Here is an 18,146-nt window from a genome sequence, read left to right as displayed (position 1 = left end):
CCGCCCGTCCCTCCCCCGCTCAGCCCTCGCCGGCCGCGACTCCGGCTTCGGCGAAGGTGGCCATGCCGGTGTGGCAGGCCACCGCCGCCTGCAGCAGACCCACCGCCAGCACCGCGCCGGAGCCCTCGCCCAGCCGCAGGTCGAGGTCGAGCAGCGGCCGCTTGCCCAGCGCCGCCACCAGACGGCGGTGGCCGGGTTCGGCGCTGGCGTGGGCGACGACGCAATGGTCGAGGGCGCCGGCCACCGTCGCCTCCAGGCAGGCCGCCGCCGCCGTGCAGATGAAACCGTCGAGCACCACCGGCACCCGCGCCATGCGGGCGCCGACCACCGCCCCCGCCATTGCCGCCAGCTCGCGCCCGCCCAGGCGACGCAGCACCTCCAGCCCGTCGGGGGCGTCGGCGGTGTGGCGGGCGACGGCCTCGGCGACCACCGCGATCTTGGTTTCCAGGGCGGAGCCGGCGACGCCGGTGCCGGGGCCGGTCCAGTCGGTGGCGCTGCCGCCGTGCAGGGCCAGGGCGATGGTGGCGGCGCTGGTGGTGTTGGCGATGCCCATTTCGCCCAGGCACAGGGCATCCAGCGGCTGCCCCGTGGCGGTCGCCGTCGCCGCCTCCAGCCCGGCGTTGAGGGCGGCGACCAGATCGGCCTCGGTCAGCGCCGGGGCGGCGGTGAAGTCGGCGGTGGGGGTGTCGAGGTCGAGCGGCGTCACCGTCAGCTCGACGCCGAAGGTGCGGCACAGCTGGTTCACCGCCGCCCCGCCGCGGCGGAAGTTCTCCACCATCTGTGCCGTCACCGCCGCCGGAAAGGCCGACACGCCGCGCGCCGCTACCCCATGGTTGCCGGCGAAGACGGCGCAGCGCACCCGCGCGGCGGCCGGCGGATGCCGCCCCTGCCACGCTGCCAGCCAGCCGCTCAGTTCCTCCAGCCGGCCGAGGCTGCCGGGCGGCTTGGTCAGCTGCGGCTCGCGCGCGGCGGCGGCGGCGGCGGCGGCCGTGTCGGCGGTCGGCAGGCTGGAGAGAAGCGCGCGGAACTCGGCCACGGAGCGCACGGTCAGGGACATGCCACTTGCACCTCGGCTTGAGGGATGGAAAGGTTCGGGCCGATCCATACCGCGATGCCGCAAGGAAATCACTCCCGATGGATAAATCCGGGCGCATGGCAGAGGCGCACCTCGCCTTCGTGTTCCTGACCCGGCTGCCGCTGCCGCGGCTGTCGGAGGCGGCGGCGCGCACGCCGCTCGCCCGCGCCGTATGGGCCTTTCCGCTGGTCGGGGTGGTGGTCGGGCTGATCACCGCCGGCGCCCTGCACCTTGCCCACCTGCTCGACCTGCCGGCGGCGGTGGCGGTGCTGCTGGCCATCGCCGCCGGGCTGCTGGCCACCGGCGCCCTGCACGAGGACGGGCTGGCCGACGTGGCCGACGGCTTCGGCGGCGGCGCGACGCGGGAGCGCAAGCTGGAGATCATGCGCGACAGCCGCATCGGCACCTATGGCGTGCTGGCGCTGCTGGTCGCCGTCGGTCTGCGGTGGGCGGCGCTGACCGCCCTGCTGGAAACGGCCGGCGTCGCCGCCGCCAGTGCGGCGGTGGTGATGGCGGCGGTGCTGTCGCGCACGGCGGTGCCGCTCGCCATGGCCATGCTGGAGCCGGCCCGCAGCGACGGCCTGGGCGCCGGCGCCGGCCGCACCGAGGCGGCGCCGGTGGCGGTGGCCGTGGCGCTGGCGGGGGCGGCGGGGGGGCTGGTGCTGCCCCCATGCCCTGCTGGCGCCGGTGTTCGCCTTCGGGTTGATCGCCGTGCTGCTTGTCGCCGGCCTCGCCCGCCGCCACATAGGCGGCCAGACCGGCGACGTGCTGGGCGCCGTGGAGCAGGTGGCCGGGCTGACCGTGCTGGTCACCCTGGTGGCGCTGCTGAGGACCTGAGTGATGACGACGGCAGGCGAACGCGACCGCTCGACCCGCTGGTGGTGGCTGCGCCACGCCCCGGTGGAGGCGGGGCCCGGCGAGATCGTCGGGGCGCTGGACCATCCCTGCCGCGCCGATGCCTTGGCGGCGGCGCCGGTGCTGGCCGCCGTGCTGGCGCGCCGGGCGGTGGTGGTGACCAGTCCCCTCGCCCGCTGCCGCGCCACCGCCGCCGCCCTCGGCCTGGAGCCGGCCGACGCGGTCGAGCCGGCGCTGGTCGAGCAGGATTTCGGCCGCTGGCAGGGTCGCTGCTGGAACGATCTGCCGACCGCCGACACCGACCCGTTCTGGCAGGCGCCGTCCACCGCCCGCCCGCCCGGCGGCGAGAGCTTCGCCGACGTGGTGGCGCGGCTGCGGCCGGCGGTGGCGGCCCTGGCCGAGCGTCATGCCGGCCGCGACATCATCGCCGTCGCCCACGCCGGCACCATCCGCGCCGCCCTGGTGCTGGCCCTGGGGCTGGAGGCGCAGCCGGCGGCGGGATTGTCCTTCGCCGTCGACCCGCTGTCGCTCACCCGCATCGACCTCATGGAGGGCGGCGCCGCCGTCCGCTGTGTCAACTGGAGGCCGCTTCCCTGATGCCGCTGCCCCTTGTCGTGCCGCCCGCCCCCGCCGACTTCTCGCCGCTGCCGCCGCTGACCGTGTTGGTGGGCGGCGCCCGGTCCGGCAAGAGCCGGCTGGCCGAGGCCATGGTGCGGGCCTCCGGCGCCTGCCGCGCCACCTACATCGCCACCGCCCAGGCGTGGGACGACGAGATGGCGGCCCGCATCGCCGTTCACCGCGAACGCCGCGACGGCTTCTGGCGCACGGTGGAGGAACCCCTCCACCTGTGCCGGGTGCTGCCGCAGGTGCAGCCCGGCGAGCCGGTGCTGGTGGACTGCCTGACCCTGTGGCTCACCAACCAGATGCTGGCGGAGCCGCCGCGCGACCCCGACTTCGCCATCACCGACCTGGTCCGCCTGCTGGCGGCGGTGCCGGCGCCGGTGGTGCTGGTCAGCAACGAGGTCGGGCTCGGCATCGTCCCCGACACTCCGCTCGGCCGCTGCTTCCGCGATCATGCCGGGCGGCTGAATCAAAGGGTGAGCGAGGCGGCGGACCGGGTTATCTTCGTCGCCGCCGGATATCCTGTCATCCTGAAAAATATCCAACGGTAAGGAACTCCACCCCCCATGAGCGCCGTCCGCAAGATCCCCGCCACCGTCGTCACCGGCTTTCTCGGCGCCGGCAAGACGACGCTGATCCGCCACCTGCTGGAACAGGCCAACGGCCGGCGCATCGCCCTCGTCATCAACGAGTTCGGCGATCTCGGCATGGACCGCGAGATCCTGCTCGGCTGCGGCGTGCAGGGCTGCGACGACGACGACACCAGCATCGTCGAGCTGGCCAACGGCTGCATCTGCTGCACGGTCGCCGACGAGTTCCTGCCGACCATGGAAAAGCTGGTGCTGGGCGCCAATCCGCCCGATGCCATCGTCATCGAAACCTCCGGCCTCGCCCTGCCGAAGCCGCTGGTGAAGGCCTTCCAGTGGCCGGAGATCCGTTCCCGCGTCACCGTCGACGGGGTGGTGACGGTGGTCGATGCCCATGCCGTCGCCGCCGGCCGCTTCGCCGACGATCCCGACGCCGTGCAGGCCCAGCGCGATGCCGATGCCGCGCTTGACCACGACAACCCGCTGGAAGAGGTGTTCGAGGACCAGCTGGCCTGCGCCGACATGGTCATCCTCAACAAGGCCGACCTGATGGACGAAGCCGGCATGGACGTGCTGGAACAGTCCCTGCGCGCCCGCCTGCGCCCCGGCGTGAAGCTGGTGCCGGCCGCCTTCGGCAAGGTCGATCCGGCGGTGCTGCTCGGCCTTGATGCCGCCGCCGAAGACGACCTCGACGTGCGCCCGAGCCACCACGACGGCGACGACGACCACGACCACGACGACTTCGACACCCTGGTGGTGGAGTTCGGGCCGGTGGACGACCTGGATGCCTTCGAGGCCCGGCTGCACGCCGCCATCGCCGGCCACGACATCCTGCGCGTCAAGGGCTTCCTCGACGTGCCGGGCAAGGCGGCGCGGCATCTGGTGCAGGCCGTCGGGCCGCGCATCGACCGCTGGTACGACCGCCCCTGGACCGCCGCCGACAACCGCCGCAGCCATCTTGTGGTGATCGGCCTGCACGGCCTCGACAAGGCCGCCGTGGCCGAGGCGATCCGCAGCGGGCTCGACGTGCCGGCCGCCTGATGCACCTGCTTGCCGCCACGCCGGGAGGCATCGACGACGGATCGGAGGCCGTCGACCTCGGCCAGACGCCCGCCGACATCGTGGTGCTGTCCGCCGCCGACAGCGAACTCGCCTGCCTGAGCGCCGCCCGCAAGGCGCTGGGGCAGGCGGTGCCGTCCCTGCGGCTGGCGAGCCTGCTGCACCTCGGCCACAACATGAGCGTCGATCTCTACGTCGACGGCGTCATCAGCGGCGCCCGGCTGGTGGTGGTGCGGCTGCTGGGCGGGCGCGGCTACTGGCCCTATGGCGTCGACGAGGTGGCGAAGGCGTGCCGCCGCAAGGGCATCCTGCTCGCGCTGCTGCCGGGCGACGACAAGCCCGACGCCGAGCTGCGCGACCTCTCCACCGTGCCGGCGGAGGCCTACGACCGTCTGTGGGGCTACCTGATCCACGGCGGCACCGCCAATGCCGAACACTTCCTGCGCTACGCCGCCGCCCTGCTCGGGCATGACCGGGAGTGGCTGGAGCCCGCACCGCTGCCGCCTGCCGGCGTTCTCATGCGCGACGCATGGGTGGAGGGGGCGCCGGTGGCGGCGGTGGTGTTCTACCGCGCCCTGGTGCAGGCAGCCAATACCGGCGTGGTGGAGGCGCTGTGCGCGGCGCTGCGGGCGGAGGGCGTCAACCCGCTGCCGCTGTTCGTCACCAGCCTGAAGGACCCGCTGGCCGCCGGGGTGGTGGAGAGCGTGCTGGGCGAACACGCGCCCGACGTCATCCTCAACGCCACCGGCTTCGCCGTCGCCGCCCCCGGCAAGCCCATGGACACCCCCTTCGCCGCCGCCGATTGCCCGGTGCTGCAGGTGGTGTTCTCGGGCGGTGCGGAGGCCGGCTGGCGCCAGGGCACGCGCGGCCTGTCGGCCCGCGACATCGCCATGAACGTCGCCCTGCCGGAGGTCGATGGCCGCATCCTCGCCCGCGCCGTCAGCTTCAAGGGCCGCGCCCGCCGCGACGAGGCGACGCAGTGCGACATCGTCGCCTATGAGCCGGTGGCCGACCGCGTCGCCTTCGTCGCCGCCCTCGCCGCCCGCTGGGCCCGCCTGCGGCGCACGCCGGCGGCGGAGCGCAAGGTGGCGCTGGTGCTCGCCAACTACCCCAACCGCGACGGCCGCCTCGGCAACGGCGTCGGGCTCGACACACCGGCCGGCACGGTGGAGGTGCTGAAGGCCCTGCGCGAGGCCGGCTACGGCGTCGCCGACATCCCGGCCGACGGCGATGCCCTCATCCGCCGCCTGCAGGAAGGACCGACGAACGACCTCACCGCCCGCGCCGCCCGTACCGTGCGGGCGGTGCTGCCGCTGGCCGAGTACGAGGCCGCCTTCGCCCGACTGCCGGAGGCGGTGCGGCGGCAAGTGACGGAGCGCTGGGGCGCTGCGGTGGATGACCCGCATTTCCGCGCCGACCTCGGCGGCTTCGCGCTGGCGGTGCTGCCGCTCGGCAACGTCATGGTCGGCATCCAGCCGGCGCGCGGCTACAACATCGACCCGGTGCAGAGCTACCACGACCCGGCCCTGGTGCCGCCGCACGGCTACCTCGCCTTCTACATCTGGCTGCGCGAGACATGCGGCGTGCATGGCATCGTCCACATGGGCAAGCACGGCAACATGGAATGGCTGCCCGGCAAGGCCCTGGCGCTGTCGGCCGAGTGCTTCCCGGAGGCGGTGTTCGGGCCCCTGCCGCACCTCTACCCCTTCATCGTCAACGATCCCGGCGAGGGCACCCAGGCCAAGCGCCGCGCCCAGGCCGTCATCATCGACCACCTGACGCCGCCGCTCACCCGCGCCGAGAGCTACGGGCCGCTCAAGGACCTGGAAGCCCTAGTGGACGAGTATTTCGAGGCGGCGGGCGTCGATCCGCGCCGGCTGAAGGTGCTGCGGGAGGACATCCTCGGCCTTGCCCGCACCCTCGGGCTGGATGAAGACCTGGGCATCGCCGCCAACGACGATGCCGACACCGCGCTCGCCAAGCTCGACGCCCATCTGTGCGAGTTGAAGGAACTGCAGATCCGCGACGGCCTGCACATCTTCGGCGTCTCCCCCACCGGCGACCAGCGCACCGACCTGCTGGTGGCGCTGGCCCGGGTGCCGCCGGCGGGGCAGGACGGGCTGGCGCTGACGCGGGCGCTGGCGAAGGATCTGGCGCTCGGCGCCGGGTTCGACCCGCTCGACTGCGCCATGGCCGAGCCCTGGGGTGGGCCCAAGCCGCCGGCGCTCGCGGCCGTTGCCGACACCCCCTGGCGCACCGCCGGCGACACGGTGGAGCGGCTGGAACTGCTGGCCCGCGCCCTGGTGGCAGGCAGCACCGCCGCCAATCCCGCCTGGACCGCCACCGCCGCCGCCGTTGCCCATGTGCGCGACACCCTCGCCCCCGCCATCGACGCCTGCGGCGCGGCGGAACTCGGCGGGCTGCTGACCGGGCTCGCCGGCCGCTTCGTGCCGCCCGGCCCCTCCGGCGCCCCGACGCGCGGGCGGCCGGATGTGCTGCCGACCGGGCGCAACTTCTATTCCGTCGACACCCGCACCGTCCCGACCCCGGCCGCCTGGAGCCTGGGGTGGACGTCGGCCAGCCTGCTGCTGGAACGGCACTGGCAGGACCACGGCGAGTACCCGACCACGCTGGCCGTCACCGCCTGGGGCACCTCCAACATGCGCACCGGCGGCGACGACATCGCGCAGGCCCTGGCGCTGATGGGCGTCAAGCCGACGTGGGATGCGGCGTCGCGCCGGGTGACGGGGTTCGAGGTGCTGCCGGCCTCGGTGCTCGGGCGGCCGCGGGTGGACGTAACCTTGCGCATCTCCGGCTTCTTCCGCGATGCCTTCCCCGGCCTCATCGACCTGTTTGACAGCGCCGCCCGCGCCGTCGCCGCCCTGGACGAACCGGCCGACAGCAACCCGCTGGCCGCCCGCGTGCGGACCGAGACGGAGCGCCTTGCCGCCACCGGCCTCGACCCCGCCCCCGCCGCCCGCCGCGCCGGGGCGCGGGTGTTCGGGTCGAAGCCGGGGGCCTATGGCGCCGGCCTGCAGGCCCTGATCGACGAGAAGGGCTGGCAGAGCGATGCCGACCTGGCGGAGGCCTACGTCGCCTGGGGCGGCTATGCCTACGGCGCCGGCTCGGAGGGCGAGGCCGCCCACGCCACCTTCCGCGAGCGGCTGTCGAAGGTGCAGGCGGTGGTGCAGAACCAGGACAACCGCGAGCACGACCTGCTCGATTCCGACGACTATTATCAGTTCGAGGGCGGCATGACGGCGGCGGTGCGGGTGCTGTCCGGCGTCCAGCCGGTCACCTACCACCCCGACCACTCCCGCCCCGAAAGCCCCCGCATCCGCACGCTGGGGGAGGAAATCGCCCGCATCGTCCGCGGCCGGGCGGCCAACCCCAAGTGGATCAGGGGCGTCATGCGCCACGGCTACAAGGGCGCCTTCGAGATGGCGGCGACGGTCGATTACCTGTTCGCCTTCGCCGCCACGGCACACTGCGTGTCGGACCACCATCTTGACGCCATATTCGACGCCTATCTCGGGGATGACGAGGTACGGCGCTTCCTGGCCGAGCACAACCCGGCCGCCCTGCGCGAAATGGCCGACCGCTTCGACGAGGCGCTCCGCCGCGGCCTGTGGCGCTCGCGCCGCAACGACGTGGCAGAGGTGATCGGCACCATAACACGGGAAACGACGCCATGACCGACCAGACCCCCGACCTGCCGGACGACCAGCCCGAGGATCTGAACCAGCGCCACCGGCAGAAGATGGCCAAGAAAAAGGCCATCCGCGACAAGATCATGGCCGAGAAGACGGCGCAGAAGGGCCTGCTGATCGTCACCACCGGCGCCGGCAAGGGCAAGTCCACCGCCGCCTTCGGCATGGCGCTGCGCTGCGTCGGCCACGGCATGAAGGTGGGCGTGGTGCAGTTCATCAAGGGCGCCATGGACACCGCCGAACGCGAGGTGCTGTCGCGCTTCGACGATCTGGTCGAGTTCAAGGCCATGGGCGAAGGCTTCACCTGGGAAACCCAGGACCGCGAGCGCGACATCGCCGCCGCCCGCCGCGCCTTCGAGGTGGCCAGGGCGTGGCTTGCCGATCCGGCTTACGCCATGGTCATCCTGGACGAAATGAACGTGGTGCTGCGCTATGGCTACCTGCCGCTGGACGAGGTTCTGGCGGTGCTGGCAGCGCGGCCGCCCCACCAGCACGCCGTGCTCACCGGCCGCAACGCGCCGGAAGAGCTGATCGAGCAGGCCGACCTGGTGACGGAAATGAAGCTGGTGAAGCATCCCTTCCGGTCGGGCGTGAAAGCGCAGGCCGGTATCGAGTTCTGAGCGTTGTCGAAATGAACGACCGCTCGCGAGGAGGCAAGACAACGATGTTCGTGCGCGCACTCACCCTTTCGCTGGCCCTGGCGCTGGGCACGGCGGTGATCGCCCCGCCGCCGGCGGTGGCGCAGGGCGTCCAGCAGGATCTGGCGGATGCCCGCTCGACGCTCAACCAGTCCATCTCGGCCGTCTATGCGGTCCGCTCGGACGCCAACTTCCAGGCCAACTTCGAGCGCTACCTGCACCGCGCCAAGGGCGTGCTGATCGTGCCGAGTTTCCTGAAGGGCGGCTTCATCATCGGCGGCTCCTACGGCAACGGCCTGCTGATGACCCGCGACCGCAACGGCGCCTTCTCCGCCCCGGCGTTCTACACCATGGGCGGCGGCTCGCTCGGCCTGCAGATCGGCGGCCAGTCGGCGCAGATGGTGTTCCTGATCATGACCGACCGCGGCCTGACCTCGCTGATGAACGACGAGTTCAAGGTCGGCGCCGGCGTCGGCGTCACCTTCGTCACCGAGGGCGCCAACCTGGAGGCGGCCACCACCTCCAACCTGTCCAACGACATCCTGGCCTTCGCCCGCGCCAAGGGTGCCTATGGCGGCGCCACCATCGACGGCGCCGTCATCAAGCCGCGCCACGACTGGAACCAGGCCTTCTACGGCCGCGGCGCGACGCCCAAGGCCATCGTGCTCGACCGCCGCTTCCCGAACCCGGAAGCCGAACCGCTGTGGGAAGCGCTGACCATCCGCCAGCTGCAGGGCGGCGCGCCCTACGCCGGCCAGGCGCAGCCGCAGGGCCAGCAGCCGCAGCAGCAGTACGGCCAGCCGCAGCCGCTGACGCCGCAGCAGCAGCCCATGGCCGGCGGCGGCGATCCGCAGTCGGGCATCATCGGCGCCCGTCCGGTGCAGCCGGGCGACACGGCGCCGGTGGAAGGCATGGCGCCGGAGCCCATGGACGCCCCCGGCGGCTACGCCACCACCCCCGCCCCGGCCGCCACCGGCGCCCCCACCCGCCTGACGCCGGGCGGCGTGCAGAGCGAATCGCTCGCCCCGCCGCCGGTGCAGTGACGGGGTAGCGCGGTGGCGCGGGGGGATCGCACGCCGGCCCTGATGTTCCAGGGCACCGGATCGGACGTCGGCAAGAGCCTGCTGGTGGCGGGCTTCTGCCGGCTGTTCGCCCGCCGCGGCCTGCGGGTGCGCCCGTTCAAGCCGCAGAACATGAGCAACAATGCCGCCGTCACCCCCGACGGCGGTGAGATCGGCCGCGCCCAGGCGCTGCAGGCCCGCGCCTGCGGCATCGCCCCCAGCCGCCACATGAACCCGGTGCTGCTGAAGCCGCAGACCGACGTCGGCGCCCAGGTGGTGGTGCAGGGGACCGTGCTCGCCAATGCCGGTGCCCGCGACTACTTCCGCCTCAAGCCCTCGCTGCTGCCGGCGGTGCTGGACAGCTACGCCACCCTTGCCGCCGAAGCCGATCTGGTGCTGGTGGAAGGCGCCGGCAGCGCGGCGGAGGTCAACCTGCGCGCCGCCGACATCGCCAACATGGGCTTCGCCGAGGCCGCCGACCTGCCGGTGGTGCTGGTGGGCGACATCGACCGCGGCGGCGTGCTGGCGCAGATCGTCGGCAGCCACGCCCTGCTGCCGGCGGCGGAACGGGCGCGGGTGGTGGGCTACCTCATCAACAAGTTCCGCGGCGACCCGGCACTGTTCACCCCGGCGCTCGACATCATCGGCGGGCAGACCGGCTGGCCGTCGCTCGGCGTGCTGCCGTGGTTCGCCCGCGCCAGCGACCTGCCGGCGGAGGACGCCATGGCGCTGGACCAGCGGCGCGGTGCGGCGGGGGGCGGCGGCGGGCGGGTGAGGGTCGCCGTGCTGCGCCTGTCGCGCATCGCCAACTTCGACGATTTCGACCCGCTCGCCGCCGAGCCGGACGTGGCGCTCACCTGGGTGCAGCCGGGGCAGGCCATCCCCGGCGATGCCGACGTGGTGATCCTGCCCGGCTCCAAGGCGACGCTGGCCGACCTTGCCTTCCTGCGGGCGCAAGGGTGGGACATCGACCTTGCCGCCCACCTGCGGCGCGGCGGGCGCATCCTCGGCATCTGCGCCGGCTACCAGATGCTCGGGCGCAGAGTGTGCGACCCGGAGGGCATCGAGGGTCCGCCCGGCGAGGCACCGGGGCTCGGGCTGCTCGACGTCGAGACGGTGATGCGCGGCCCCAAGACCCTGCGCGAGGCGGCGGGAACGGACGCGGCCTCGGGCCTCGCCGTCAGCGGCTACGAGATGCACATGGGCAAGACCACCGGCCCCGACCTCGCCCGCCCCTGGCTGCGGTTGGGGGACGGGCCGGACGGGGCCGTCTCCGCCGACGGGCGGGTGCGCGGCTGCTACCTGCACGGCCTGTTCGCAGCCGACGCCTTCCGCCGCCACCTGCTCGGCCTGGAGGGGGCGGCGACGGTGGACTATGACGCCGGGGTGGAGGCGGCGCTGGACGCGCTCGCCGACCACCTGCAGGCCCATGCCGACCTGCCGGCGCTGGAGCGGGCGGCGGGGCTTTAGGCCGCCCCGGACGGCGACGGCCGCACCAGACGCGGCACTGCCGCCGTCAGCACCGCCGCCACGGCCAGCGCCGCCGCCACCGCGGCGATGATCGGCGGCCATGTCATCGGCCGGAACACGCCGAGGCCGACGATCACCCCCAGGGCCGGCAGATCAAGGAAGTGGGTGAAGGCGGCCAGCCGGCTCGCCCGCGCCGCCGCCAGGGCCGGATCATCGGTGCGGCTGAGCCGCCGCAGCCGGCGGAAGGCGAGCCGGGTGATGGTATTGCCCTCGATGAACTCCAGCGCGAACAGGACGATCATCGCCAGCAGCCACGGCTGGTCGAGCACGGCGGCGCCATGGAAGACCGCCGTCATGGCGGCCCCGGCGGCCGCCAGCACCAGGGCGCCCGGCACCACCAGGGCATCGTAGCACCGCGCCACCAGCGCCGCCGCCTCGGCAAAGGCGGCAGCATCGCGGCTGCGGCGGCCGTGCAGGTCGGCCATGAACACCGCCAGCAATCCGCCACCCATGAGCAGCACGCCGACGAGATGGGCGAAGCGCAGCAGCTCGTAAGTCATGGCCGGGCGCCCCGGACCGGGGCTGTGGCGACGGCGGCGGCGCGGCGGCGCGGGCGGACCACCGACAGGCCGACCACCGCCAGCAGCAGCACCAGGTTGAGGGTGCCGAAGATGTCCTCGCGGGCGATCAGCGCCTCGGTCGGCGCGCCGGCGGCCGCAGCGGCGGCGATCTCACCGCCCAGCGGCAGCAGCACCAGCAGGCCGTTGGCGGCGATCAGCGGCACCAGGGCCAGCTTGACCTTCAGCCACAGCGGCCACGGGCGCGGCAGCCGGCGGGCGAGCAGGCCGCCGCTCACCCCCAGCAGCCCCATGCCGGGCAGGATGAGGCTCCAGGTGGTGGTGTCCTTCAGGGCCATCAGGGCGGCGAAGTCCGGTGCCGCCGGATCGGCGACGGCGGCCATCAGCACATGCAGGAAGGCGCTGCCGACGACGGCGGCAAGGGCAAGCAGATGAACGGTGAGCAGGGCGGAGCGCATGGCGCGGGTCCTTCCACGGGTGGGCAATGGCAAAAGCCTGCCATGGCATTGTCTGCTATGCCATGTATTTTGACGAGCGCCGTGAAGATCCTTGCCTTGGCAGGCATTTGCCGCCACCCTGACCCCATGCAGACCACCCCGCCGCCCTGGACCATCCCCCGCGACTCGGCCGACGCCTTCGCCGTCGAGGACAGCATGGGGTTCGTGGTCAATCGCCTCGCCCGCCTGTTCGCCGCCGCCCTGCAGGAGCGTCTGGCACCGCTGAACCTCACCACCGGCGCCTTCCCGGTGCTGCTGGCGCTGTGGGCGGAAGACGGGATCAGCCAGCGCACCATCGCCCAGCGCCTGCCGCTGGACGAAACCACGCTGGTGCGCACCCTCGACCGCATGGAGCGCGACGGCCTCGTCCACCGCGCCCGCGACACCGCCGACCGCCGCCGCATCGTGGTGCGCCTGACCGACCACGGCCGCAGCCTGAAGGAGCCCGCCCTGGCCGCCGCCGAGGCGGTCAATGCGGTGGCGCTGGGCGGCCTCGCGCCCGATACCACCGATGCCGTACGCGACGCCATGCGGCGGATGGTGGCCGCCCTGGCGGCGGACACAGCTTGACGCCGCCGGCCGCCACCGCCACCTGAAGGGCGGACAGCGGCGCACGGACACAGAGGAGGAGCGGGTGTCGGATCAGCTCAACGTCTTCGGAGACCCCATCGAACCGTGCAGCACCAGCCCGCGCACCGGGTTCTACCGCACCGGCTGCTGCGAGACGGGACCGGAAGACCTCGGCCTGCACTTGATCTGCGCGGTGATGACGGCCGACTTCCTCGCCTTCAGCAAGCGCGCCGGCAACGACCTGTCGACCCCGCGCCCGGAGTTCGGCTTCCCCGGCCTCAAGCCCGGCGACCGCTGGTGCCTGTGCGCCGGCCGCTGGCGCGAAGCCCATGACGCCGGCATGGCGCCGCAGGTGATGCTGAAAAGCACCCACGAGGAAGCCCTGGCGGTGATCCCGCTCGACGTGCTGAAGCAGTACGCGCTGGACCTGACGTGAGGGGGTGACGGCACTGCCCCTTAGTGTGTAGGATACACACAGCGGGATCGGGAGGGGCGGAATGGACAGCCGGGAGGTCATCCGGCGGCTGGAGGCCGATGGCTGGGTGCTGGCGCGCGTCAAGGGCAGCCACCACCACTATGTTCATCCGGTGAAGCCCGGCATCACCACCGTTCCGCACCCGAAGAAGGACCTGAAGGTCGGCACCCTGCGAAGCATCGAAAAGCAGGCCGGCCTGTCGTTGCGCTAGCCGCCCGAGCAGGAGTTTGACCACACCATGCGCGCCCAGTACGTCGGCATCGTCGAGCAGGATGAGACGCCGGGATACTCCATCTTCTTCCCGGACTTCCCGGGCTGCGTCAGCGCCGGCGACACCATCCAGGAAACCGTGGAGATGGGCCGCGAGGCACTGACCGGCCACATCGCCCTGATGGCCGAACTGGGCCAGCCGGTGCCGCCGCCAACGCCGCTGGATGCCATCACCGTCGATGCCGATGTGACCGAAGCCGTCCGCGTGCTCATCGAGGTCGGTGTGCCGGGGCGCGTCAAGCGCATCAACATCACGCTGGACGAGAACCTGATCGAGGAGATCGACCGCGTGGCCGGCGACGGCCGCCGCTCCGCCTTCCTGGCCGACGCCGCCCGCCTCGCCCTCGCCGCCCATCGCACAGCCTGACGGCCGGCCAGCAGCAGAAAGGGGCGACCCATAGGCCGCCCCTTCCTCCACTGACACTGCGGGACCGGTCAGCTGCCGATCTCGCCGCCGTCCTTCTTCACCACCGCGACCACCGACGGGCGGGGCGGCATGCCGTCGGCGAAGTCGGGCCAGCGGGTGGCCGGGTTCTCGAAGGTGGAGTCCTTCTCGTCGCCCGGGTGCTGCACGGCGACGAACAGCGTGGTGCTGTCGGGCGTGAAGCAGGGGCCGCACAGTTCGGCGCCCACCGGGGTGCGCAGGAAGTGCTTGGTCAGCGCCCGGCCGTGGCCTTCGGCTTCCGCCGCCCACACGCCGTCGGCGATGCCGGCCTTCGGCGCGCCGTCGGTGGCGATCCAGACGCGGCCCTTCTTGTCGAAGGCGACGTTGTCCGGGCAGGACAGCCAGCCGCTTTCGGTCAGCTCACCCTCGCCATACCGGGCGCCGTGGGCGGCGTCGGCCGGGTTGCCGGCGAGCAGGAACAGGTCCCACTTCGCTTCCTGGGCGGCGTGGTCGGCATCCTTGCCGCGGCCGCCGGCCGGAATGATCTCCAGCACATGGCCGTGGGCATTGGCGGCGCGCGGGTTGGTGGCGTCGACGCCGTCGTCCTTGCGCTTGGTGTTGTTGGTCAGCATGACGAAGACCGTGCCGGTCACCGGGTTCGGCTCGACGTCTTCCGGCCGGTCCATGGGGGTGGCGCCCAGCAGGTCGGCGGCGCGGCGGGTCTCGATCAGGATGTCGGCCTGATCCCTGAAGCCGTTCTCGGCGGTCAGCGGGCCGACGCCGTGCACCAGCGGCATCCAGGTGACGCTGCCGTCCTGGTCGAACTTGGCGACGAACAGGGTGCCGTCGTCCAGCAGGCCGTCGTTGGCCTTGCGGTCCTGCAGGTTGACCTTGCCGTTGGAGACGAATTTGTAGACGTATTCAAAGCGCTCGTCGTCGCCCATGTAGACGACCAGACGGCCGTCCTTGTTCACCAGGCTGGTGGCGCCTTCGTGCTTGAAGCGGCCGAGGGCGGTGCGCTTCTTCGGCACGGCGGTCGGGTCGTACGGGTCGAATTCCACGATCCAGCCGTAGCGGTTGGGCTCGTTCGGCTCCTTGGCGATGTCGAAGCGGTCGTGGAACTTGGGCCAGGCGTACCAGGGCTTGTCGCTGATGCCATAGCGCTTGTGGTTGCCGGCCTCGGCGCCGGCGCTTTCCGGCGTGCCGCCGAAGTAGCCGTGGAAGTTCTCCTCGCCCGACATCACCGTGCCCCACGGCGTTTCGCCGCCGGCGCAGTTGTTGAGCGTGCCGATGACCTTGGTGCCGCTGGCGTCGGCGCCGGTCTTCAGGCGGGCGTTGCCGGCCACCGGACCGACCACCACCGTCTGGCTATCGAGGCCGTTGATGCGGCGGGCGTATTTGCTGTTCTCGACCACGCCCCAGACGCCGCTCTCGCGCTTGACCTCGATCACCGACATGCCATGGGCGGCCAGTTCGATGTCGATCTGGTCCTTGGTCTGCTTGTCCAGGTCATCGGGGCCGATGCCGGCGAACATCAGCTGGCGGTCGGTGTACTCGTGGTTGACGACCAGCAGGCCGTGATCGGAGTTCTGCGAGCCGGCCGGCAGCGGGAAGAAGCCGATGTAGTCGTTGTTGTAGCCGAACTGCTTCTTCTGCGCCTCGGCCGACAGGGCGTTGACGTCAAACGCCGGCGCGCCGGCTTCCACCGCGTCGCCCCAGCGGATGACGATCTGCGCGTCATAGCCTTCCGGCACGTGGAACTCGGGGTCATAGCCGTGGGGGATCGGCTTGAAGGTCAGGCTCGACTGCTGCGCGGCCAGCGCCTCGCGGCTGACCGAGGCACCGATGGCGCCGCCGACGGTGGCGACGGCGGCGGCGGCGGTCAGGCCCTTGAGGGCGGCGCGGCGGCTGAAGCGGGCGGCGATCAGGTCGCCGATGGTGGGCACGGCCGGCACGTTGACGCCTTCGTCCTGGCTGGCGTCATAGGAGCGGGCGGAAAGATCGGGGGTGTCGCTCATGGGAGACTCGTTCCGGGGATGGGAGGAAGATCGCCCAGAACTTTATGGAGCCCGCCCCGATTTTCCCGTGAAAGTTCAATGGCGGCAGCTTTGCGGAAATGTTTCAACCACCCCCTGGCGTCAGTTCTTGTCCTCGCCCATGGACATGATCCCCACCCCCATGCCGACCGAGCCGAAGGTCACGAACAGCCCGAAGAACAGCAGGATGAGGTAAAGCACGGTGTTGTCACTGGCCCACGCCAGCGTGCGGATGCCGCCCAGGTCGGTGGCCAGCACCAGCCCGCCGAACAGAAATCCGCCGAAGGTGCCGTAGAGCAGGTGCTTGAGCAGGAAGTCGATGGCCTTGCGCTCGTGCGGGTTCAACGGCATGGCGGGCTCCTGGCTCCGGGAAGGGGGACGCGCCGACAGCATGGCGGCGGCGCGTCCGGCGGTCATTGCGAACGGTCAGTCGGCGGCGTCGTGCCAGCTGGAGGCCGAGCCGGTGGTGGCATCGAAGCTGCCATCCTGCTCCGGCGGGCAGCCGAGCGCGGTCATCAGCGCCGCCACCTGCGCCACCGCCGCCTCCGCCGCCGCCACATCGGTGGAGCGGGCGACGATGGAGGTGCCGATGCGGGTGCCGCGCACGAAAGGATAGCTGCCGATCTCCACCGTCGGGAAGGCATCCTGGATGCTGCCGAGCCCCTCGGCGACGTCGCCTTCGCGGATATAGGCCGTCACCGCCCGGCTGTGAACCGGCGCCCCGCCCGCCAGCTGATGTTTCACCGAGTCCAGCATGGCGCTGGCGATGCGAGGCACGCCGGCCATGACGAACACGTTCTCCACCCGGAAGCCCGGCGCGTGGCTGACCGGGTTGTCGATCAGCGCCGCCCCCACCGGAATGCGCGCCATGCGCAGGCGGGCGGCGTTCAGCCCCTCCGGCCCGTAATGCTCGCGCAGGCGGCGCTCGGCCTCGGGGCTGACCTCCACCGCCAGACCGAAGGCGGCGGCGATGCAGTCGGTGGTGATGTCGTCGTGGGTGGGGCCGATGCCGCCGGTGGTGAAGACATAGGTATAGGCCGCCCGCAGGGCGGTGACGGCGGCGACGATGGCATCGGCGTCGTCGGCGATCATCCGCACCTCGCGCAGGCGCACGCCGCGCTCGCCCAGCACGGTGGCGAAGGCCTGCACGTTGGCGTCGCGGGTGCGGCCGGACAGCACCTCGTTGCCGATCACCAGCAGGGCGGCGGTGACGGTGGGGGACGCGGGGGCATCGGCGGGCATGGCGGCTCCTTGCTCCTTACGGCTGGCGACTGACGGCGGACCCGGGCGCGGCGGCGCTGACAGGGCGGGACGGCGCTGCTATGGTCCTTGCGGAAACTTCGGAGAGTCCCGTCGCATGACCGTCCCCGGCCGCGCGGCCGCAGTTGTGGTGCTCGGCACCTTATATGCGCTATGCCCCGCCGTGATGCCAGCGCCGGCCGCCGCCGCCACGCGGGAGCCGGTCACCAGCCTCGCCCCGGCCGCCTCCGCCGAGGTGCGGGAGGCGCAGACGCTGCTGCTGGAACTGGGGCTGTGGGAAGGCGAGCCCGACGGCATCGGCGACGACGCCTTCCGCCGCGCCGTGCAGGCCTTCCAGCGCCACATCGGCCGCCCGGCCAGCGGCGACCTGGATGCCGAGACCCTGGGCGCCCTGCGCACCCGCGCCGATGCCGCCCGCACCGCCCGCCGGCTCGACAACGCCCGCGCCGAGGAAGCCGCCGAGGCCGCCGCCGCCATTGCCGCGGCGCCGGAACTGGCCGCCCGCCTCACCCGCCGGCCGGAGGACGGACGCGCCGACGCCGCCCGCAACCTCGCCCCCTGCCGCACCGCCCCCACCGCCGCCTGCCTGCTGCACGAGGCGCGGGAAACCGCCAAGGGCATCAGCGACGTCGAACTGCGCGACTGGGTGCTGCTCGATATCGCCGCCGGCCTGACGCTGGAGGAAGGGGCCGACGCCCTGTGGCCGGCCCTGCGCCTGACCACCGACCCCCGCGCCGTGTTCGGCGGCCTGCGCCGGGTGGCGGTGGCGGCGGCGGGCGCCGGTCGCGACGACCTGGCGCTGCAGCTGGCGGCGCTGGAAGAAGCCCTGCCGCGCGAGGCCCTGCGCACCTGGACCGCCCTCGCCGACACCCTTTCCCGCCGGGCGCCGCCGCCGGCCGGCGCCGTGGCCCGGGTGGAAGCGGCGGCCGACCGTCTGCTGGCGACGGTGCCGGCCCCCGACCGCCGGGCCGCCCTGCTCGCCCTCGGCCGGGCGGCCCA

The 18,146-nt window shown here is 72.7% G+C and carries 19 protein-coding genes and 1 pseudogene; 14 read left to right on the top strand and 6 right to left on the bottom strand.

Going from position 1 to position 18,146, the window contains the following annotated elements; all coding sequences use genetic code 11:
• Positions 1 to 19: 19 nt before the first annotated feature.
• Positions 20 to 1,057, bottom strand: a complete 1,038-nt coding sequence (gene cobT, locus ABD056_RS09980; protein WP_343866413.1) for a nicotinate-nucleotide--dimethylbenzimidazole phosphoribosyltransferase — start codon at positions 1,055 to 1,057, stop codon at positions 20 to 22.
• Positions 1,058 to 1,134: 77 nt separating this feature from the next.
• Between cobT and ABD056_RS09975 the strand changes: the two are divergent.
• The 9 genes and pseudogenes from ABD056_RS09975 to ABD056_RS09935 all read left to right on the top strand — a co-directional run.
• Positions 1,135 to 1,656 (top strand): annotated as a pseudogene (locus ABD056_RS09975) (adenosylcobinamide-GDP ribazoletransferase); the annotation flags it as partial.
• Between the two features lie 130 nt (positions 1,657 to 1,786).
• Positions 1,787 to 1,912, top strand: a complete 126-nt coding sequence (locus ABD056_RS09970; protein WP_343866412.1) for an adenosylcobinamide-GDP ribazoletransferase — start codon at positions 1,787 to 1,789, stop codon at positions 1,910 to 1,912.
• Between the two features lie 3 nt (positions 1,913 to 1,915).
• The gene (locus ABD056_RS09965) at positions 1,916 to 2,527 is read left to right on the top strand and encodes a histidine phosphatase family protein (RefSeq protein WP_343866411.1); all 612 of its coding nucleotides are present in this window, start codon (positions 1,916 to 1,918) and stop codon (positions 2,525 to 2,527) included.
• On the top strand, positions 2,527 to 3,102 hold the full coding sequence (cobU, locus tag ABD056_RS09960) for a bifunctional adenosylcobinamide kinase/adenosylcobinamide-phosphate guanylyltransferase (protein WP_343866475.1): 576 nt from the start codon (positions 2,527 to 2,529) through the stop codon (positions 3,100 to 3,102). Before ABD056_RS09965 ends, cobU begins: the two co-directional genes overlap by 1 nt.
• A gap of 15 nt (positions 3,103 to 3,117) precedes the next feature.
• Positions 3,118 to 4,179, top strand: a complete 1,062-nt coding sequence (gene cobW / locus ABD056_RS09955; protein ID WP_343866410.1) for a cobalamin biosynthesis protein CobW — start codon at positions 3,118 to 3,120, stop codon at positions 4,177 to 4,179.
• A complete protein-coding gene (cobN, locus tag ABD056_RS09950) occupies positions 4,179 to 7,892 on the top strand; it encodes a cobaltochelatase subunit CobN (RefSeq protein ID WP_343866409.1) in 3,714 nt (1,237 codons plus the stop codon). The genes cobW and cobN overlap by 1 nt, the downstream gene beginning before the upstream one ends.
• The gene (cobO, locus tag ABD056_RS09945) at positions 7,889 to 8,527 is read left to right on the top strand and encodes a cob(I)yrinic acid a,c-diamide adenosyltransferase (RefSeq protein WP_343866408.1); all 639 of its coding nucleotides are present in this window, start codon (positions 7,889 to 7,891) and stop codon (positions 8,525 to 8,527) included. The genes cobN and cobO overlap by 4 nt, the downstream gene beginning before the upstream one ends.
• A 44-nt stretch (positions 8,528 to 8,571) precedes the next feature.
• Positions 8,572 to 9,588, top strand: a complete 1,017-nt coding sequence (locus ABD056_RS09940) for a lipid-binding SYLF domain-containing protein (RefSeq protein ID WP_343866407.1) — start codon at positions 8,572 to 8,574, stop codon at positions 9,586 to 9,588.
• Positions 9,589 to 9,630: 42 nt separating this feature from the next.
• Positions 9,631 to 11,076 carry a cobyric acid synthase gene (locus ABD056_RS09935; protein WP_343866474.1) on the top strand — a complete coding sequence of 482 codons (1,446 nt, stop codon included), beginning with the start codon at positions 9,631 to 9,633 and terminating at the stop codon, positions 11,074 to 11,076.
• On the opposite strand, the gene ABD056_RS09930 is transcribed toward ABD056_RS09935, so the two are convergent.
• Positions 11,073 to 11,636 carry a DUF2269 family protein gene (locus tag ABD056_RS09930; protein ID WP_343866406.1) on the bottom strand — a complete coding sequence of 188 codons (564 nt, stop codon included), beginning with the start codon at positions 11,634 to 11,636 and terminating at the stop codon, positions 11,073 to 11,075. The genes ABD056_RS09935 and ABD056_RS09930 overlap by 4 nt on opposite strands.
• Complete coding sequence (locus ABD056_RS09925; protein WP_343866405.1) at positions 11,633 to 12,112, bottom strand: hypothetical protein; 480 nt, start codon at positions 12,110 to 12,112, stop codon at positions 11,633 to 11,635. The genes ABD056_RS09930 and ABD056_RS09925 overlap by 4 nt, the downstream gene beginning before the upstream one ends.
• 126 nt (positions 12,113 to 12,238) lie before the next feature.
• Between ABD056_RS09925 and ABD056_RS09920 the strand changes: the two genes are divergently transcribed.
• The 4 genes from ABD056_RS09920 to ABD056_RS09905 all read left to right on the top strand — a co-directional run bounded on the left by ABD056_RS09920 (position 12,239) and on the right by ABD056_RS09905 (position 13,833).
• Complete coding sequence (locus ABD056_RS09920; RefSeq protein WP_343866404.1) at positions 12,239 to 12,721, top strand: MarR family winged helix-turn-helix transcriptional regulator; 483 nt, start codon at positions 12,239 to 12,241, stop codon at positions 12,719 to 12,721.
• Between the two features lie 64 nt (positions 12,722 to 12,785).
• Positions 12,786 to 13,157, top strand: coding sequence for a DUF2237 family protein (locus tag ABD056_RS09915; RefSeq protein WP_343866403.1), 372 nt, complete (start codon positions 12,786 to 12,788; stop codon positions 13,155 to 13,157).
• A 61-nt stretch (positions 13,158 to 13,218) separates the two neighbouring features.
• Complete coding sequence (locus tag ABD056_RS09910) at positions 13,219 to 13,407, top strand: type II toxin-antitoxin system HicA family toxin (protein WP_343866402.1); 189 nt, start codon at positions 13,219 to 13,221, stop codon at positions 13,405 to 13,407.
• 27 nt (positions 13,408 to 13,434) lie between these two features.
• A complete protein-coding gene (locus tag ABD056_RS09905; protein WP_343866401.1) occupies positions 13,435 to 13,833 on the top strand; it encodes a type II toxin-antitoxin system HicB family antitoxin in 399 nt (132 codons plus the stop codon).
• 68 nt (positions 13,834 to 13,901) lie between these two features.
• On the opposite strand, the gene ABD056_RS09900 is transcribed toward ABD056_RS09905, so the two are convergent.
• The 3 genes from ABD056_RS09900 to ABD056_RS09890 form a co-directional block, all read right to left on the bottom strand.
• The gene (locus ABD056_RS09900; RefSeq protein WP_343866400.1) at positions 13,902 to 15,869 is read right to left on the bottom strand and encodes a PhoX family protein; all 1,968 of its coding nucleotides are present in this window, start codon (positions 15,867 to 15,869) and stop codon (positions 13,902 to 13,904) included.
• 120 nt (positions 15,870 to 15,989) lie between these two features.
• A complete protein-coding gene (locus ABD056_RS09895; protein WP_343866399.1) occupies positions 15,990 to 16,238 on the bottom strand; it encodes a hypothetical protein in 249 nt (82 codons plus the stop codon).
• 75 nt (positions 16,239 to 16,313) lie between these two features.
• The gene (locus tag ABD056_RS09890; RefSeq protein ID WP_343866398.1) at positions 16,314 to 17,129 is read right to left on the bottom strand and encodes a competence/damage-inducible protein A; all 816 of its coding nucleotides are present in this window, start codon (positions 17,127 to 17,129) and stop codon (positions 16,314 to 16,316) included.
• A gap of 184 nt (positions 17,130 to 17,313) precedes the next feature.
• Here ABD056_RS09890 and ABD056_RS09885 point away from each other — a divergent pair.
• Positions 17,314 to 18,146 (top strand): peptidoglycan-binding domain-containing protein (locus ABD056_RS09885; protein WP_343866397.1); only part of this gene is annotated, 833 nt, incomplete at its 3' end.

This window comes from Caenispirillum bisanense, from assembly GCF_039523075.1.
Classification (GTDB): domain Bacteria; phylum Pseudomonadota; class Alphaproteobacteria; order Rhodospirillales; family Rhodospirillaceae; genus Caenispirillum; species Caenispirillum bisanense.
This window is presented reverse-complemented; position numbering and strand designations above follow the sequence as displayed.

Excerpts from the sequence above, each read along its gene's own strand:
- ABD056_RS09900 (WP_343866400.1), bottom strand. The coding sequence starts at position 15,869 with ATGAGCGACACCCCCGATCTTTCCGCCCGCTCCTATGACGCCAGCCAG.
- ABD056_RS09935 (WP_343866474.1), top strand. The coding sequence starts at position 9,631 with ATGTTCCAGGGCACCGGATCGGACGTCGGCAAGAGCCTGCTGGTGGCG.
- cobT (WP_343866413.1), bottom strand. The coding sequence starts at position 1,057 with ATGTCCCTGACCGTGCGCTCCGTGGCCGAGTTCCGCGCGCTTCTCTCC.
- ABD056_RS09895 (WP_343866399.1), bottom strand. The coding sequence starts at position 16,238 with ATGCCGTTGAACCCGCACGAGCGCAAGGCCATCGACTTCCTGCTCAAG.
- cobO (WP_343866408.1), top strand. The coding sequence starts at position 7,889 with ATGACCGACCAGACCCCCGACCTGCCGGACGACCAGCCCGAGGATCTG.
- cobU (WP_343866475.1), top strand. The coding sequence starts at position 2,527 with ATGCCGCTGCCCCTTGTCGTGCCGCCCGCCCCCGCCGACTTCTCGCCG.
- ABD056_RS09925 (WP_343866405.1), bottom strand. The coding sequence starts at position 12,112 with ATGCGCTCCGCCCTGCTCACCGTTCATCTGCTTGCCCTTGCCGCCGTC.
- cobW (WP_343866410.1), top strand. The coding sequence starts at position 3,118 with ATGAGCGCCGTCCGCAAGATCCCCGCCACCGTCGTCACCGGCTTTCTC.
- ABD056_RS09890 (WP_343866398.1), bottom strand. The coding sequence starts at position 17,129 with ATGCCCGCCGATGCCCCCGCGTCCCCCACCGTCACCGCCGCCCTGCTG.
- ABD056_RS09930 (WP_343866406.1), bottom strand. The coding sequence starts at position 11,636 with ATGACTTACGAGCTGCTGCGCTTCGCCCATCTCGTCGGCGTGCTGCTC.
- ABD056_RS09920 (WP_343866404.1), top strand. The coding sequence starts at position 12,239 with ATGCAGACCACCCCGCCGCCCTGGACCATCCCCCGCGACTCGGCCGAC.
- ABD056_RS09910 (WP_343866402.1), top strand. The coding sequence starts at position 13,219 with ATGGACAGCCGGGAGGTCATCCGGCGGCTGGAGGCCGATGGCTGGGTG.
- ABD056_RS09940 (WP_343866407.1), top strand. The coding sequence starts at position 8,572 with ATGTTCGTGCGCGCACTCACCCTTTCGCTGGCCCTGGCGCTGGGCACG.
- ABD056_RS09965 (WP_343866411.1), top strand. The coding sequence starts at position 1,916 with ATGACGACGGCAGGCGAACGCGACCGCTCGACCCGCTGGTGGTGGCTG.
- ABD056_RS09905 (WP_343866401.1), top strand. The coding sequence starts at position 13,435 with ATGCGCGCCCAGTACGTCGGCATCGTCGAGCAGGATGAGACGCCGGGA.
- cobN (WP_343866409.1), top strand. The coding sequence starts at position 4,179 with ATGCACCTGCTTGCCGCCACGCCGGGAGGCATCGACGACGGATCGGAG.